This is a genomic window from Flavobacterium lipolyticum, assembly GCF_020905335.1.
Lineage (GTDB): Bacteria > Bacteroidota > Bacteroidia > Flavobacteriales > Flavobacteriaceae > Flavobacterium > Flavobacterium lipolyticum.
This window is the reverse complement of record NZ_JAJJMN010000001.1, coordinates 3244924-3264711: the sequence shown is the minus strand read 5'-3', so window position 1 is coordinate 3264711 and position 19788 is coordinate 3244924. Positions and strand designations below refer to the sequence as shown.

The following is a 19788-nucleotide window of genomic DNA, read 5'->3' as shown; positions in this document are numbered from 1 at the left end:
TACTATTTACATTAAATCAATTATTTCATCTAAGACGCCGGACAGGTCTTCTTCCTCTTCTTTTGAAGTTTTTTCAGGGTTTTGATGGGCTTTGATGTATTCATTTAGCTGATCTATGTTAGCATATTCAAACAGTGTTACGACTGTTATTTCTATTCCGAATACTTCACTTAATTCTCCTGCAATTGTCATTAAGCGTATAGAAGTTGCCCCTATGTCAAAGAACTGATCGAATACGCCAATACTTTCTGTATTTTTTCCCAATTGCTGTGCTAAAACCTGAGCTATTTTTTCCTCATTTTCATCTCTTGGCGCCACATATTCTTCTCCTGCAACAATTGTAGAAAGGTCGAAAGTTTCTAAATCTTTCTTATCAACCTTACCGTTAGAGGTGAGTTTAAACTGATCGACCTGAATAAAATAGGACGGAATCATGTAGTCCGGTAGATATGCTTTTAGAGAGGCTCTTAGTTGAGAAGTTTTTTGTTTGTTTGTAGCCACGATAAAAGCAATCAGATCGTTCTCACCAGTAGTACTTTTTCTGATCTGAACTACTGTGTTTTCGATTTCTTCAAGATTTAAGATCGCGTGTTCTATCTCTCCCAGTTCTATTCGGTATCCTCTGATTTTTACCTGTTCATCCTTTCTGCCAATAAACTCTATTTTACCATCTGGCAATCTTCTTGCTAAATCTCCTGATTTGTATAATTTTTCATTACTGTTGTAAGGATTGGTAACGAATTTTTCATTGGTTAAAATTGGGTTGTTTAAATAGCCTCTCGATAGTCCGACTCCTCCGATGTGCAATTCCCCTATCATCCCTTTTGGAACCAATTTGCCATTTGTATCTAAAATGATGACAGAGGCGTTGTCTATCGGATTTCCAATAGGAGCAAAAATATTTTTGTTCTGCTTTTTGAGCTGATAACTAAGACAGGTTACGGTAGTTTCCGTAGGTCCATAATGATTGAAAACCTCAAAATTATTTTTGTTCGCATCTTCAATTTTTTCACCTCCAACGATCAGCATTCTTAGAGTAGTGTTTTTGCATTTGGTAAATTCCTGTAACATTACGGAAGGAAGAACCAGTACCGACATATTGTTGTCGATCAAATATTCATTTAAGCGGGGAATATTGGTCAAACAATCTTCAGGAATAAAGTTTAATGTGGCTCCGGATAAAAGTGTCGGGTAAATTTCTTCTGCCGAAGCATCGAAAGCAAAATTTAAGTACTTAGCGACATTATCCCCCTCAGAAAATTTATAGTTTTTGATACTCCATCTGGCATGGTTAAGAATGGACTTGTGCTCAATCATAACTCCTTTTGGCTGACCTGTAGTTCCGGAAGTATAGATGACATTAATCAATTGTTCCGGACTGATTTTATTCGCAAAATCAGCAGTCGATACCTCCTGAATTTCAGGTAATAAAACATCCAGGTATATTACACTCTTTTCGGTTTCAAAAGCATGGAATAATGAGGAGAATTTCTTTTTCGTAACTATTATTTTTGCGTTGGTGTCTTCTATAATAAAATCGATTCGTTTTTTAGGGTAGTTAGGATCGATAGGAACGTAAGCTCCACCTGCTTTTAGTATTCCTAATAAACCAATGATTACTTCTACAGACCTGTCCATACAAATCGGTACGAGGGTGTCTCTTTCTACGCCGCAACTCATCAGATGTAAAGCAAACTGCGTTGATTTTTCGGCTAACTCTTTATAAGTCAAACGCTCATTATTAGCAATTACAGCAATGGCTTCCGGTCTCCTTTGGACCTGACTGTTGAATAAATCCAATACGGTTTCTCCAGACGGATACTCGGCTTTAGTATCATTATACGTATAAAGCAATTCTGTTTCTTCTTCTTCTGATAAATAAGAAATAGAAGCAAGTGCCAATTTTGAAGACTTTAAGATGTTTTTTACCAATTGTTTGTAATGCCCCATCAAATCAGAGATCATCTCTGTGTCGTAAACATCATTGTTGAATGAGATTTCATAAGACAGGTAGCTGTTAAATTCTTTACAATTGATATCCAGGTCAAATTTTGTTATAGTCTGCCCCAAATTCAAAATACGATCTATATTAGAAGCATTGATGCTGGTACTATCTTCTCTCGACTGCTGTGCGTTTTGCAAAATCAGCATGATATCAAATACAACGCTTCTGCTGCTGTTCTTTTTAACTTTCAGGTCTTCAACCAAACGATCGAAAGGGTAGTTTTGATGTTCGAATGCCAGAAGAGTTGACTCGGTTACTTCTTTATAAAATCGGTCGAAACTATAATCAGGCTGTATCTGATTCCTCAATGCCAGAGTATTTACAAAAAAGCCTATCTGATCTGATAAATCGGAATGATTTCGTCCTGCAATTGGAGTTCCCATAACAATATCCCCGGTTGCGGTATAATTGTACAACATAATATTCCAGGTCGTCAGTAAAAAGGTAAACAAACTACCGCCATTCGTTTGTGTATAAGCTTTAATCTGCTTTACTTCTTTTTCTCCCAGATGTGCCAGTAACTTTGTTCCGTTATAGCTCTTTTTGTTAGGTCTGACTTTTGAAGAAGGCAAATCCAAAACAGGCAACTCCCCCTGGAGTTTATTCATCCAAAATATTTTGTCTGCATGGTCTGTAGTACGCTCTAAAGCTTCTAACTGCCAGTTTGCATAATCTTTGTACTGAATTCTTAAAGCCGGCAAAGTATCATTGCGCTTGTTTCGGATACTTTCATAATAGAACAAAAAGTCTTTTTTCAAAACGTTCATCGACCATCCATCGCTGATAATATGATGCATATTAAAATACAAAACATATATTTCGTCTTCCGTCTGGAGTACACTTACTCTTAACAACGGGCCTTTCTCCAGATCATATACTTTAAAAGAATCTTGTTTTATATAAGCTGTTGCTTCAACTGTACTAAGGGTTTGAAAATCTACTTTGAATCCCAACTCTTTCGGGCTTAAGATATGCTGTAAAACTTCTCCATTAGAATGAACTTTAAAAACGGTACGCAATATTTCGTGTCGCTCGATCACCAAATTAATGGCTTTTTCGATGTCATCTATATTATGTTTTCCTTTCAAAGTAACCTGTGCAGGCATATTGTATGCCACAGAACCTTCCGGAAACTGACTTAACAGCCACAATCTTTTTTGAGCGTCGGATACCGGATATGCTTCGCGTTCTGCAATTTTAGGAATACTTGTAAAAGCAGAAAATTGTGATGATGCAATTAATAATGCTTGAGTTTCTATGGTCGGGTTTTTATACAATTGTTTTAAGCCCAGCCTAATGTTGAATACTTTATTAAATTCGTTAACGAGTCGCATCAAATGCAGGCTGTGTCCTCCAATTCTAAAGAAGTTGTCGTGTACTCCGATTGTTTCAATTTCCAATACTTTTTTCCAAATTTTCTGTACTTTTTCTTCTGTTTCACTTTTTGGTGCAACAAAAATATCTTGTGGTACAACATCTTCGGTATTTAAAAATTTTAAGGCTTTTTTGTCTAGTTTTCCATTATTTGTTATTGGAATTTTTTCGATCTGAAGTATTTGCGCTGGTACCATATATTCGGGAAGCTTATCGTACAAATACTCTTTTATGCTTGTTGCTTCCTGCTTTTTTTGAGATACTACATAGGCTATTAGCTGCTTGTCACCGGCTTCCGTTTCATTAACCAGTACGACGGCTTTTACTATACCTTCTATTTCTTGTAACTGATGTTCTATTTCTCCCAATTCTATTCGATAACCTCTAATTTTAACCTGTGCGTCCGATCGTCCAATGTATTCTATACTTCCGTCTGCCAGCCATCTTGCTTTATCTCCTGTTTTATACAACCTTCCAGAATGGAATGGGTTGGCGATAAATTTATCTTCGTTAAGGTCAGGACGATTCAAATAACCTCTTGCTACCTGAACTCCGCCAATGCACAATTCCCCTATTACGCCTACAGGAACTAATTTCATCTCCTGATCTACAATAATGATTTGCGTGTTTGCTACAGGTTTTCCGATTACTACATTATCATTGTTTTTAAATCCTGACGGGGCTATCCAGCTCGTCACATCAATTGCGGCCTCAGTTGGACCGTATAAATTACTTAAACACGTAGTAGGCAGTTTCTTTTGAAATTCTATTACCTGGCTGGTTTTTAATGCCTCTCCACTGCAAACTACATTTTTTAAATCGATAGCGGCTTCCGCGTCTATATCAAGCAAAAACATGCTTAACATAGACGGAACGAAATGTATCATGCTTACATGATATTCTTTGATTAACTGAATTAAATAATCGCTGTCTTTGTGTCCTCCCGGTTTTGCAATTATTAACTGACATCCTACTTGCAAAGGCAGCAACAATTCCCAAACGGAAACATCAAAACTGAAAGTAGTTTTTTGTATTAAAACATCATTCTCGTTCAGCTTATAATAATCTCTTGCCCAGAACAATCTGTTTACCACTCCCAAATGTTCGTTCATAACCCCTTTAGGCTGTCCGGTGGAGCCTGAAGTGTAGATAACATAAGCTAAATTTGACGGCGTCAGTTTGGTCGCTGTATTTTCTCCGGAATAGCCTGCAAATAAGGAGTCCCATTGCTCCAGATTTACAACTGATTTACCTTTGAACTGCTCGATTAATGCTTCAGTAGAATTTCCAACCAGCACTAAAGGTGTATGAGTATCTTCCAGAATATAATCAACACGACTTTCCGGATATTCGGGATCTATTGGCACATAAGCTCCTCCTGATTTTAAAATTCCTAGTATTCCGATTAACATTTCAAAAGATCGATCGATACAAATGCCCACCAAGGTGTCAGGCTGCACCCCTTTTTCGATTAAATAATTGGCTAATTGATTAGCCTTGAAATTGAGCTCTGAATACGTCATTTTTTGTCCCTCAAAAACTAAAGCGGTTGCATTTGGAGTTTTTGCAACTTGTTTTTCAAAAACATCTACCAATGTCACGTCTCTAGGATATTCTACAGCCGTATCGTTAAAGTCGTTTAATAATATCGTCTGCTCCTTTGCCGAAAGAATATTTAGAGATGAAATGGTGCTTTTTCCTTCCAACAGCTGATCTAATAAAGTTTTGATGTGGGTGCACATCATTTTTATGTACTGTTCCTCTATCAAATCACTATTGTAGGAAAAGAACATGCCAAGTGTCTCTTTTAAAACAAGGTGAATAGTTATTAAATAATTTGTATTACCATTAGAACTCTGATCCTCAACGCTTAACTCTTTACTTTCAGCGTCTGATTGTTCGGTAACCGGGAAATTGTTAAAGACCCATAATGAATCGAATAGTTCTTCTTTGATCGAATTGAGTTCTTTAATGGTGTTGATGGCTGTATGCTGAAAATTTCTTATCGCTGCGTTTTCCTGCTGTATTCTTCGAAAAAAATCGCCAATATTTTCATCGTTTTCCAGTTTACAACGCAACGGAAGCGTGTTGATAAAAAGCCCCAACTTATTATCATAGTCCAAATCAGCCGGACGCCCTGAAACTGTTACGCCAAAAATAATGTCTTGCAGATTGGTGTATTTTGACAAAACGATTGCCCAAACCCCCTGCATTAGTGTATTGGTGGTTACCTGAAATGATTTTGAAAGCGCAACTACTTTTTGAGTGTACTCTTTATCTAAAACAAGTTTTTCTCTACTGTACGCTCCTTTTCCTTTATTTCTTTCCAACAATTCCGAAGTAAAAGGCATTAGGGAGGACTGTTCAAACCCGTTAAAATACTCTTTCCAAAAAGCTCTTTCTTTATAAGAATCAATCGATTTAAGGTATTTTATGTGATCTTCAAAAAGATCTTCCTTTTGGACTACAGGCTCTATACCTTTTACAATTTGAGTATAAAACGTTAAAAGTTCTTTAAGTAAAATTTGAGTGGACCAGCCGTCTAATAAAATATGATGCCTTGTCCAGATCATTGTATATCGGGCTTCATTAAATTTTATCAAAGTAATGCGCATCAAAGGAGGGTTTGTAAAAGAAAATCCATCTTTAGCGTCATTGATACGATATGCCTCAAATTTTTCATTTGCCTCTTCCTGAGAAAATTGGCTGTAATCAAAAAACAGAAAAGGGACTTCTACTTTTTTGTTTACAAACTGGACAGGTATTTTTACTGCATCGGTAATAAAACCTGTTCTAAGTGTAGTGTGATTTTCAATGACGTTTTGCCAGGCTTTTTTAAAGATTTCTACATTAATTTCTGAGGTGAATTCCATTGAATTTTGGGTCAGATTGGTCGCATAATCTTCCTCACCCATACTAGATAAGTATAAACTATGAAAAAGAATTCCTTCCTGTGCAGGACAGAGTTCATAAATTGAAGCTACGTTCTCTCTTTGAAGTTTAAAACTGTTTTTATTTAAAAAGTCGAACAGCTCTTTTTTATTGTCTTTTATAAAAGAAATGATGTTACCATGACGATTCACTTTTTCCAGGTCAGAAGCCGTTAAGTTGCCCTCTTTGCCTACAAGCAGCAGATCTTTACCATTGATTTTAAGGTATAAATCGAGTTCTTTTAATTCTTGAATAAACTTTTCCATAATTTTAAAATATCTTTTCCGGCGGTGGTGAATTCACTCCCTCCAATTGATGATGTACTTTTTTGCTTTGGTTATAAATTAGATACCGTAATACTTGTTTGTGTGTAAGTATTTGAAAGTTATAGAACTGTATCAGGAGTTTTTTACAATTTATCAAACTGATACAGTGCTATAAAATTAACAACAGGGATTCTAAGGCCAGATCGGTTTTAAAATCTCAAGACTACTTCATTTTCAGCATTTTCATGCAATTCTGTTTCAAACAACTCGTCCAATTCTTTAAAATCCAATACGTCACTTAACCCAAAATCGGATGGTGTTACTTCCCTGCCTTCTTTATGGATACAGTGTTTGATTAACTGAATTAAATTGACTATAAATTGATCTGCCAGTTTTTTGACTGTTTCAGGACGATAATGCTCTGTAGAATAGTCCCAGGCAATTTTAAGCTCATTGTTAACAATAATTGCTTTTATGATAAACTTTTCTTCTAGTATTGCAGCAGGACTGATGTCGGCTCCGGAATATTCTGAGGCCGCTGTGAAGATTCCTTTTGGGTTGATTGCATTATCGATCTGCCCCAGATAATTAAATACAACATCCCATCGGCAGTCTTTTAACGAATTGCGTGTTTCCTCAGAAGAGTGCAAATAACGCAAACACCCATACCCCATTCCTTTTGTTGGAATTTTACGCAATATTTCTTTTACCGATTTGATCGTATCGCCTTCTGTTGTCACTCCATCTCGGGACAAAATCACAGGGTATTTATTGGTAAACCAACCTGTAGTTCCCGAAAGATCAATGTTCGAAAATAGATTTTCTCTTCCGTACTCTTCAAATCCCAACGCCAGTCGCTGTATCTGGAATACCTCTTCAAAAGTCATTTGTAAAGCACTTAACATTAAATCGTTAATCTCAGTATTGTACGCCTCATTAACTTCTTTCAATAAACTGCCTGTATATTCCTGATTCAGTATTACATCATGCGTTTTCTTGGTCGCTCGTGTTGGTTTATTCGTCGAAAAGTCGGTTGGAATCGGCGTGTAATTATTATTAACTTGCTGCCAATATGATAACTGCGATTCTATTTCTTCTGTCTCTGCGAAATCTTTCAATTTATGTACCCAATCTCTGAACGAATTGTTTTTATTGGCCAAATAAAGCGTTTCATTTATCGTTTCTTCTTTTAATAAGGTTTCGAAATTATCAATGATAAACCTCCATGAACCCCTATCTACAGCAAGGTGATGAGCTACCATAAAGAATCTGTTGCTAACCTCAGCCTCCGGTGTTTCAATCAAAACAAATCGTACGATATCTCCTTTTTCAATATCCAGAGATTCCTGATGTTTTACACAAATTGCGGTAATGGCTTCGCTAGTGTTTTTACTTTCCTCAAAAGTTTCAGTTTGGAAGACATTTGTAAATTCCCCATAAAACTGCTTCCATTCCTCTTTTTGTTTGGTATATCTAAAGCGAAGCGAATCATGACGTTTGGCAATTAGATTTACGATTTGTTCTAATTTTTCTTTGGTCACCTCTTTGCTTATACTTAAAAGGAAGGCCTGATTGAAATGTGAAAGTGCTTCCTGGTGTTGCTCAAAAAACCACTGTTGACTTGGCGACAAAGGCACTTCACCCTCTAAAAGTCCTTGTTCAGCTGTGCTCTGACTTTGACTGTTTTGCTCTACAGCCACAGCCAAATCTGCTATGGTTTGGTAATCAAACAAGTCTTGCACCTGAATTTCATATCCTTTTTTCTTTGCTCTGCTGACTACCTGAATGACAATAATAGAATCACCGCCCAGTTCGAAGAAATTATCGGTAACACCAACTTGCTCTACTTTGAGTAAATCCTGCCAGATCGCAGTCAAATCTTTTTCGGTTTCGGTTTCAGGTGCTACATATACACGCCCTTCTGTAACAGTAGGATCCGGTAATGCTTTTCTGTCGATCTTTCCGTTTGAAGTTAATGGCATCTGATCTAAAACCACAAACACCTGAGGAACCATATAATCCGGAACCAATCCTAAAAGATACGATTTCAAATCAGACTCTGAAAATCCTTCTTCGGCAACCAGATAACTCACCAGACGTTTAGTTCCTGTACCGTCTTCTTTAAACAGAACCTCACTCTGAACAATTCCGGAATACCCCTGAATCACACGACTGATTTCTTTTAATTCGACACGATATCCACGAATTTTAACCTGATCGTCTACTCGTCCTAAAAATTCAATCTCGCCTAAAGAATTTCTGCGAACTAAGTCTCCTGTTCGGTATAAAACTGCGCTCTTACCTGCTGTAAATGGATTGGCGATAAATTTTTCCTGAGTTAAATCTTCGCGATTCAAATATCCTTTTGAAATTCCTGCTCCTCCTAATAATAATTCTCCCGAAACTCCAATTGGACATAACGACATATCGCTGCTGACAATATAAGCTTCACTGTCTGAGAACAATTTCCCAATCGGAATAGTTACATAATCAAAAGCAGGATCTACTTTGTGCACTAATTTTCCAATCGTACTCTCCGTAGGTCCGTAGTGGTTCACGATGGTTACATTTGGATCTTGTGCTGCGATCTCTTTTACATGGGATACCGGAAGTACATCTCCTCCAAATATGATCGTACGTGCCGGCAGCAACAAATCGGTATCGATGCGTAAAGCCTGCCAGTGACTTGGTACTATTTTGATACAATCAATTGAGTTAGCCTTAAAATATGCTTGTAGCTTCACTCCATCCATTAAAGTTTCTTTATTGAATAAGTGCAGACATCCTCCGCTTAACAAAGAACCGTACAATACAGTATTTCCTAAATCGGCAGAAAGTGAAGACATTAATCCGAAACTTTTGTTGGCACTGATCGAAATCTTAGCTTCCAATCCTTCGTAATAATCTACCAAATTCTTATGACTCACCTGAACTCCTTTTGGCTGACCTGTAGTTCCTGACGTGTACACGACATAAGCTGTAGTATCCTCTGTTGCCAATGATGTAAAAGTAACATCCTGCGGAAGTGCCTGGATATCGGCATACTGAATATCAATAGAAAATACCGGAACTGAGAAGTCAATTACATCAAATAAACTGCTGGATTCTATCAATAAACCTTTTATATTGGCTTCCTGTACCATGTACAATTGACGCTCTTTTGGTAAAGAAAGATCAATTGGAACATAACCCGCTCCTGATTTTAAAATGGATAAGATTCCAAGTAAAGACCAGTTTGAAGTATCCATCATGATCCCCATCAAATCATTTTCTTTCAGATCATAAGTCTGCTGATAGTAATACGCTAATTTCGTAGCGGCTTCATCCAGCTCTTTATACGTCATACGGCTATCATTATAAACAAATGCAATAGCATCAGGGGTTTTAGCTGCCTGTGCCTCAAAAAGAGACAATACAGTTCCTTCTCCTGATAATAAATAATCAGGGGTATTACAGTCTACTACCAATGCCTGCTCTTCTTCTGTGCTTAACATCGTCAAATCACCTATTGATGAGGTTCCGTTTTCTAAGACAGCTGTTAATAAGTTCTCGTAATGTGATCTTAATCCTGATATCGTAGAAGAGCTAAAAAGATCTGTAGAATAGTTGAATGAAAATAAGATTCCCTCAGGGCCGTCTTCAGCAAAAATGGTTAAATCAAATTTCGAAATATTATAGTCCACTGCCATCGGTTCAATAGTAATGTCACTAAAATCGGCCACCTTAGCATCCGGATTGTTGTTTAAAACAAACAATACCTGGAAGATAGAATTTCGGCTCTTATCTCTTGCCTTCTCCACACGATCTACTACTTTTTCGAACGGAACGGCGATATGATCATAAGCTTCTAAAGTGGTTTGTTTTACCGATTTCAGCACCTCATTAAACGATGGGTTTCCGGATAAATCGCTTCGAAGGGCCAAAGTATTCACGAAGAACCCGATCATAGATTCTAATTCCTGCTGCGGACGATTGGCAACGGTAGTTCCGATACAGATATCTGACTGTCCGCTGTAACGATATAACAATACTTTATAAATGCTTAGCAATAACATAAATAGGGTTACTCCTTCTTCTTTTGCATAAGCCTTTAAAGCTTCACTACGCTGGCTGTCTAGCCTAAAACTAACAAAGTCACCGTGGCCGCTTGGAACGGCAGGTCTTAGATAATCAGTAGGTAGTGCTGAAGGAGCTACGCCACCTAATTTTGACTCCCAATACTCTAGTTTCTCTGCTAAATAAGCGCCGGATACCTGAGAACGCTGCCAAACCGAATAATCTGTATATTGAAAACTAAGCACCGGTAAATCGGCTTCTCTTCCTGACGCATACGAAGCATAAAGTTCTTTAAACTCATTAACAATAACAGAAGAAGACCATCCATCGGTAGCAATATGATGACGCACCAGTACTAAAATATGTTCTGCATCTGATACTTTTATTACTGTAGCACGAAGCATATAATCTTTTGATAAATCAAATGATTTGTTTACTTCATTTGCCAGGAATGATTTGTAATCCGTTACAGAAGTTAAAACACTCATCTCCCAACGATCAGAAGACTGCAGTTCCTGATAAGCAACACCTTCTTTCTCTACAAACACTGTTCGCAATGCCTCATGGCGTTCTACAATTGTTTTTAGTGCCTGTGAAAGAAAGTCTATATTAAGATCTCCTTTAAGGTTTAATAATACTGGTACATGGTAATGCTCACTTCCTTTTAATTTATCAATAAACCATAAACGCTCCTGAGCATATGACAATGGAATATCGGCAGGTAAGTCTTGTTTGGTTACCAAAGGGAGTACAACGGTATTGTCCTGACTTTCTATAAAAGCTGCTAAAGCTGCAATATTAGTATGGTCGAATATATCAGTGATATTAATTGCCACATTAAGTGTCGTTTTAATAGCTGATAATAAACGAACAGCCAGTAAAGAATGACCTCCCAATTCAAAGAAATCATCCGTAACCCCAACCTGTTCTACATTTAGCAGATCTTGCCAAATAACAACCAATTCTTCCTCTGTTTTTGTCTCTGGTGCCACATACACACGTCCTTCTGTAACAGTAGGATCCGGTAATGCTTTTCTGTCGATCTTTCCGTTTGAAGTTAATGGCATCTGATCTAAAACCACAAACACCTGAGGAACCATATAATCCGGAACCAATCCTAAAAGATACGATTTCAAATCAGACTCTGAAAATCCTTCTTCGGCAACCAGATAACTCACCAAACGTTTAGTTCCTGTACCGTCTTCTTTAAACAGAACCTCACTCTGAACAATTCCGGAATACCCCTGAATCACACGACTGATTTCTTTTAATTCGACACGGTATCCTCGAATTTTAACCTGATCGTCTACTCGTCCTAAAAATTCAATCTCGCCTAAAGAATTTCTGCGAACTAAGTCTCCTGTTCGGTATAAAACTGCGCTCTTACCTGCTGTAAATGGATTGGCGATAAATTTTTCCTGAGTTAAATCTTCGCGATTCAAATATCCTTTTGAAATTCCTGCTCCTCCTAATAATAACTCTCCCGAAACTCCAATTGGACATAACGACATATCGCTGCTGACAATATAAGCTTCACTGTCTGAGAATAATTTACCAACCGGAATGGTTACATAATCAAAAGCAGGATCTACTTTGTGCACTAATTTTCCAATCGTACTCTCGGTAGGACCGTAGTGGTTCACGATGGTTACATTTGGATCTTGTGCTGCGATCTCTTTTACATGGGATACCGGAAGTACATCTCCTCCAAATATAATCGTACGTGCCGGCAGCAACAAATCGGTATCGATGCGTAAAGCCTGCCAGTGACTTGGCACTATTTTGATACAGTCTATTGAGTTGGCCTTAAAATATGCTTGTAGCTTCACTCCATCCATTAAAGTTTCTTTATTGAATAAGTGCAGACATCCTCCGCTTAACAAAGAACCGTACAATACAGTATTTCCTAAATCGGCAGAAAGTGAAGACATTAATCCGAAACTTTTGTTGGCACTGATCGAAATCTTAGCTTCCAATCCTTCGTAATAATCTACCAAATTCTTATGACTCACCTGAACTCCTTTTGGCTGACCAGTGGTTCCTGACGTGTACACGACATAAGCTGTAGTATCCTCTGTTGCCAATGATGTAAAAGTAACATCCTGCGGAAGTGCCTGGATATCGGCATACTGAATATCAATAGAAAATACCGGAACTGAGAAGTCAATTACGTCAAATAAACTGCTGGATTCTATCAATAAACCTTTTATATTGGCTTCCTGTACCATGTACAATTGACGCTCTTTTGGTAAAGAAAGATCAATTGGAACATAACCTGCTCCCGATTTTAAAATGGATAAGATTCCCAGTAAAGACCAGTTCGAAGTATCCATCATGATCCCCATCAAATCATTTTCTTTCAGATCGTAAGTCTGCTGATAGTAATACGCTAATTTCGTAGCGGCTTCATCCAGCTCTTTATACGTCATACGGCTATCATTATAAACAAATGCAATAGCATCCGGAGTTTTAGCTGCCTGTGCTTCAAAAAGAGACAATACAGTTCCTTCTCCTGATAATAAATAATCAGGGGTATTACAGTCTACTACCAATGCCCGCTCTTCTTCTGTGTTTAACATCGTCAAATCACCTATTGATGAGGTTCCGTTTTCTAAGACAGCTGTTAATAAGTTCTCGTAATGTGATCTTAATCCTGATACCGTAGAAGAGCTGAAAAGATCAGTGCAATAGTTGAATGAAAAAGAGATTCCTTCAGGTCCGTCTTCAGCAAAAATCGTTAGATCATACTTCGCTATATCATAGTTCATTGCCATCGGTTCAATGGTAATATCACTGAATTCTGCTACTTTTGCTCCCGGATTGTTGTTTAAAACGAACAATACCTGAAATAAAGAACTTCTGCTTTTATCTCTTGTTTTTTCTACACGATCTACTACTTTTTCGAACGGAACAGCGATATGATCGTAAGCTTCTAAAGTGGTTTGTTTTACCGATTTCAGCAACTCATTGAACGATGGGTTTCCGGATAAATCGCTTCGAAGAGCCAAAGTATTCACGAAGAATCCAATCATAGATTCTAATTCCTGCTGCGGACGATTGGCAACGGTAGTTCCGATACAGATATCTGACTGTCCGCTGTAACGATATAACAATACTTTGTAAATACTCGATAGCAACATGAATAAAGTTACTCCCTGCTCTTTTGCATAAGTGCGTAGTGCCTCGCTGCGGTCGCTGTCTAATTTTAAACCGATGAAATCTCCACGGTTGCTTTGAACAGCAGGTCTAAGATAATCAGTAGGCAGTGCTGAAGGAGCTACGTCTCCTAGTTTTGCCTCCCAATAATCTAATTTCTTTGCTAAAACATCGCCAGACAACTCAGAACGCTGCCAAACCGAATAATCTGTATATTGAAAACTAAGCGCCGGTAAATCGGCTTCTCTTCCTGACGCATACGAAGCATAAAGCTCTTTAAATTCCTTAACAATAAGGGATTCAGACCAGCCATCGGTTGCAATATGATGACGTACCAATACTAAAATATGTTCTTCATCTGATACTTTAATAATTGTAGCACGCAGCATATAATCTTTTGATAAATCAAATGGTTGGTTGATTTCTTCGGCAATAAATTTCTTAGAATCTAAAATTCCTGAAACAATATTCAATTCCCAACGATCTGAGGATTGTACAGCCTGATATGCCACACCTTCTTTTTCTACAAAAAAGGTACGCAACGTCTCGTGACGTTCTACAATTGTTTTTAGTGCCTGAGAAAGAAAGTCTATTTTAAGATCTCCTTTTAAGTTTAGCAAGACCGGCATATGATAATGCTCGCTCCCTTTTAATTTATCAATAAACCATAAACGCTCCTGAGCATATGACAACGGAATATCTGCAGGTAACTCTTGTTTGGTTACCAAGGGAAGTGCGGCTGTATTGTCCTTACTTTCTATAAAAGAGGCTAAAGCCGAAATAGTTGAATTATTGAATATGTCACTTACAGTCACCGAAACATTCAGCGCATTTTTAATAGCCGACAACAAACGGACAGCTAACAAAGAATGTCCTCCTAATTCAAAGAAAACATCTGTCACTCCTACTCGCTCGATTTTTAATAAATCCTGCCAGATTTCAACTAAAAGTTCTTCTACTTTGGTAACAGGTGCTACATATTCCTGCTGAACAAAATCACTGCTGTTTACTGCAGGTAATGCTTTTTTATCGACTTTACCATTCGAATTTAAAGGAAAACTTTCCAGTTGAATAAAATAAGACGGAATCATATAATCAGAAATAATTTCTTTTAATGCCTTCCTTAATGTCACAACATTATAGTTTTCTGAGGTAACCACGTAAGCTACTATTTCTTTTTCTCCGTTTTTGTTTTCAAGTGCTAAAACTAAGGCATCCTCTATTTCTGATTGTTTTAACAGCGCATTTTCTACCTCACCCAATTCGATTCTATGGCCTCGTATTTTTACCTGATTGTCTTTTCGGCCGATAAATTCAATATTTCCGTCTGGCAGCCATTTTCCAATATCTCCTGTTTTGTAAATCAGTTTTCCAGGAATAAACGGATGTGCGATAAATTTCTCTTCTGTTAGTACACCCTGATTTAAATACTCTTTCGCCAATCCATCGCCTCCCACACAAATCTCTCCCGAAACGCCAATAGGTACTAATGCATTATGACTGTCTAAGATATAAGCCGTACTATTTGCTATTGGAGCTCCTATAGGAATAGTTCGCTGATTTTTTCTCACCTCTTTAATTTCGTGATAGGTCGAAAAAGTAGTATTTTCTGTTGGCCCGTATACATGATGAAGATTCACTTTCGGATACAGTTCTTTAAACTTCGCTACGTGTTTTACAGAAACCTGCTCACCCCCAAATAATATGCATTTTAACTTTTTTAATGAATTCAATTTAGAATCGACCAGGGTATTAAAAAACGCTGTCGTTAAAAAGAAACTATCAATTTTTTCCGATTCTATCAGAGCATCAAACTTATCCAAATCTAAAAAGATATCCTTTGCCGCGATTACAAGAGTCCCTCCGTTTAAAAGAGGCATATAGATATCAAAAGTCGCTCCGTCAAATGAAAAGTTCGACAGTCCTAAGATTCTGTCATTTTCACTTATGTCAATATAATTTGTATTTTTTACTAATCTGACAATTGATTTCTGTTCAATTACAACTCCTTTTGGAACTCCCGTAGAACCTGACGTATACATCACATATACAGCCGAATCCGGTTGTAAATTCTCTACTTCATAACTGGTTTCATATCGATTGGCTGTTTGTCTGAAAGTCTGTAAAATGCTATCATTTATACTTACTTTACAGTTTGCATCTTCTTTAATAAACGAAATTTTCTCCGAAGCAAATTCCGGATTTATTGGAACATATACGGCTCCAAGTTTAAGAATTCCAAACATGGACACCAAAAACCACTCATTGCGATCCAGTTCTAAACCTACCATATCGGCAGCTTGAATATGGTACTCTGATTGTAGAAAATGAGCAAACTGATTGGACAACACATCTAACTCCTGATAAGTAAGCTTTTGGTCTTCAAATACCACTGCTGTTGCATTCGCTCGTTGCGCTACTTGCTCCTGGAACAGCTGCACAACCGTTTTATCACCGGGATACAAAACGTTGGTTGCATTAAAATCATACAACAGTTGATGCTGCTCTTCCTGTGTTAAATATTGTATTTTCTTTATCTCTTCATTAGGATTTGTAAATACCACATTTAGCAATTGCTTATAATGCGTCATCAATCTTTTTATCATCTCTGTTTCATATACATCAGAATTATAGATAATGTCAAAAGAAATATGGTCGGCTGCTTCGGTAAAAGTAAATTGTAGATCAAACTTAGCCATCGTAGCTCCGAGGTCTCTTATTGTATCAAAATCATCAATTGAAATTACTCCATCAGCTAAAGATGCTTCTGAATTTTGAACGGTTAGCATCGCATCAAAAATCGCATTGCGGCTGATATCACGCTTACTATTCAAATCTTCTATCAAACGATCAAAAGGATACATCTGATGCTCAAATGATGTTAAAGTATCTTCTTTTATCTGATTGTAAAATGCTGCAAAACTCTCTTGCGGATTTACAACATTATGCAAGGCTAAGGTATTGACATAAAACCCTATCTGATCTGTTAAATCAGCGTGATCACGTCCTGCAACCGGACTTCCTATAATAATATTTGTATTGGATGTATATTTATGCAAAAGAACATTCAAAGTTGCCAGCAGGCTAATAAAGATACTTCCTCTTTTCTCTTCTGTAAAACGTTTGATGTCTTCCGTATTTTCTTTAGAAATAAACGATTTAAGGTGGTGCCCGTTATGGGTTTTAACAGCAGGTCTCATTCCCTCTGAAGGAAGATCTAAAACTGGTAAATCTCCGGAAAGACGCTCTAACCAGTATGCTTTATCAATGCCTGCCTTTTCAGTCTCTAATTGTACCGCTTGCCAGTTTGCATAATCTTTATATTGAATGGCAAGAGGTGCAAGAGCCGGAGCAGTATTATTTACAAAAGAATCATAAAATGCAAAAACATCTTTTGCTAATACATTCATAGACCAGCCATCACCAATAATATGATGCATGTTGTAATAAAAAACATAAGTCTCTTCATCTGTCTGTAACAAACTTACGCGAAATAAAGGGCCTTTTTCTAAATCAAAGGCTACAGATGAATCTTCCCTGATGTAGCGGGATACACTGGCTGGAGTATCAACAGTATTTCTGAAATCAACATAAGATAACTCAAAATTTACCGCCACTGTTGGCTGTACATATTGTCTAACCTCACCATTCTCCTCCATCTTGAAAATCGTACGTAAGATCTCATGACGATCTATAGTAGCTGTTATTGCTTTTTGAAAACAATCGATATCATAACTCCCTTTCAGAGTTGTATGCATAGGCATGTTGTATACAGCTGACCCACCTTCAAACTGACTTAAAGTCCAAAGACGGCGCTGTCCTGCGGATAGCTCATAACTTTCTGATACAGGGATAGAAGAAATTACTTCAAAGTTAAACTTCGAACTGTTTTTACTGCTTTTAAGTAAGGCAATAAGACGATCTTTATTGGTTGAAATATCGTTTTTATCCTCTGCAGTAAGAGCTGCTGTATTTCCTGTTACTCTTAAATTTTCTTTTGAATCATCAAGAAAAATTTGCACTTCTTTATTGAATAAGCCGGTAATTATTGATTTGATATCTTTCATCGTAATAGTGTTTTCTAAATGCTTTATTTTTGAATTAATAACTGATATATTTAAAATAACCTATGTATAACACCAAACACATTGTTCTAAAAGACAATGTGCTGTGATGTTTTTACCAGGTAGTAAAAACTAGATTTTGATGTAGTAAAAAAGGATTGAAATAAGAGATCTTTTACACTTTATAGCAAGTACAAAAATCACTTTATTGATTCGCTCCATTATAGAGGAGGCGATAATCTAATGGAAAAGAAAATCTAAGACTACGCCTTAGCAAAGACGTTTTCTGCTGGATTGGATAAATACGACAATGGTATTATGGCTGAGATATTCTGGCGTAATGAACTTAATCGTACACTGATTCTGTGCTGATTGTCGACTCTGAAAACTTCACATTCCAAACCTGATAGTTCACCATGCTCGATTTTAAGTTTATCGCCTATTTTTGGCAGTGCCGATTCGACTTGAACATCGGTGATGTCTTTCCCCTGGGTGAAGAGTCTGATATAAGCGATTTCTTCTTCGGAAACTTTGCCATATTCTTTGCCGAAAGACAAGTACGAACAGCCGCTCTCTACATTTAATGCATCATGAAAGTCTTTATTGGATTTGATGTTTACAAAAACATAACTCGGAAATAATGGAATTTCAATTTTCTTGGTTCGGTCACTCCATTTTCTAATACTGGTGGCCATAGGTAAAAAAGCTTCTAATTTTTTCTCCATTAGCTCTTTGTAAACTTTACTTTCATGTCTGTACTTTACGTAAAGAACATGCCAACCTTTTTTTCGATCCATATTATTTGGTTTTTTCATCACCGGACATAGCTGCGCTACTACCAGTCACATGGTTATTTTTTTTAGATACGTTTTTTGGTTTAATAGCTTTACCTTTTTTTACTCGAAAGTAATTTTGGTAATCGTGTTTTTGTTGGAACTCTCAAGGTAATTTTTGATTCCTTTCGAGTGTGTTGTAAAAATCTGAAAGCTGCTAATACAACTACTTATTTTTACTGAAGTAAATTTACAATACAGGTTTTCAAATTCTACTACACCAAAGTGTAGTTCAATTGGTTAGCCTTAAATACTACCTTATTGGGTAGTTTATCTTTTACAGACGAAAGCTCAAAATCTTCCGGTGTAACCAAATGTTTGTTCTCGTTATAGAAAGCAATAAGCCCATTATAGGACATCGATACAGGAATGGTTTCTGATCCCAGGTATTCAATTGATTTGCCCACAATTTTTGCTTTGATGCCCATTAGGGTTAGCACGCGAAGCAGTTTGGCATCGATTTCAGCAAAGGCCATATTGTCTTCGTGTTTGCAAACCGGTGCAATGGCACAAACCAATAGTTTTTTTAGAAGGTTAACATCACGAACACCTTTTTTGATGGCAAAACGTCCAATGTGCCAGATTTCATTGATGGCATCTCCTTCTGCACATAAGAAAGGGTTGATACCAAACATTTTTTGAATGGGAAGCGGGGTAATGAAGTCCCATTTTAGAACTCTGATGGTTCCGGTAAAGTCTCCCAGTTCGTTTTTGAATGCGAATATTTTGGAGTTTTCAAGGAAGTTCATTTCTTCTTTGTAAACGGCATCAATATCTTTTTGATAGTGGCTTGGAAAAACTTCATTAGAGTGGTGATTGAAGTTTTCTGTGACTACAAATTTTGACATACGGAAGATGTCATTTTGATTCATTTCTGTGTGGTGGTTTTTGGCGAGTTTCATAGTATTTGTTTTCTCCAAAACTATCACCACAATTTACGCTTCCTATTACACAAAATACTAGTTCACAGTATTTTAATCAAAAACCACCCTTAAGTGTAGTTTTTGATAACGAATTTAAGAAGAAAAAAAGCGGCCAAAAAACCAAATATCATTTTTATTGAAATGAAGTTAAATTCGTATAGAAATAAAATTATTTTAACA

4 protein-coding genes are annotated in these 19788 nt (G+C 37.0%); all 4 read right to left on the bottom strand.

Annotated features, from left to right (window positions below; genetic code table 11):
• Positions 1-6: 6 nt before the first annotated feature.
• On the bottom strand, positions 7-6576 hold the full coding sequence (locus LNQ34_RS13970; RefSeq protein WP_230000174.1) for a non-ribosomal peptide synthetase: 6570 nt from the start codon (positions 6574-6576) through the stop codon (positions 7-9).
• A gap of 209 nt (positions 6577-6785) precedes the next feature.
• The gene (locus LNQ34_RS13965; protein ID WP_230000173.1) at positions 6786-17855 is read right to left on the bottom strand and encodes a non-ribosomal peptide synthetase; all 11070 of its coding nucleotides are present in this window, start codon (positions 17853-17855) and stop codon (positions 6786-6788) included.
• Between the two features lie 260 nt (positions 17856-18115).
• Positions 18116-18649, bottom strand: coding sequence for a UpxY family transcription antiterminator (locus LNQ34_RS13960; protein WP_230000166.1), 534 nt, complete (start codon positions 18647-18649; stop codon positions 18116-18118).
• 251 nt (positions 18650-18900) lie between these two features.
• A complete protein-coding gene (locus LNQ34_RS13955; protein WP_230000172.1) occupies positions 18901-19587 on the bottom strand; it encodes a hypothetical protein in 687 nt (228 codons plus the stop codon).
• Between the last annotated feature and the right edge of the window lie 201 nt (positions 19588-19788).

Excerpts from the sequence above, each read along its gene's own strand:
- LNQ34_RS13970 (WP_230000174.1), bottom strand. The coding sequence starts at position 6,576 with ATGGAAAAGTTTATTCAAGAATTAAAAGAACTCGATTTATACCTTAAA.
- LNQ34_RS13965 (WP_230000173.1), bottom strand. The coding sequence starts at position 17,855 with ATGAAAGATATCAAATCAATAATTACCGGCTTATTCAATAAAGAAGTG.
- LNQ34_RS13960 (WP_230000166.1), bottom strand. The coding sequence starts at position 18,649 with ATGGATCGAAAAAAAGGTTGGCATGTTCTTTACGTAAAGTACAGACAT.
- LNQ34_RS13955 (WP_230000172.1), bottom strand. The coding sequence starts at position 19,587 with ATGAAACTCGCCAAAAACCACCACACAGAAATGAATCAAAATGACATC.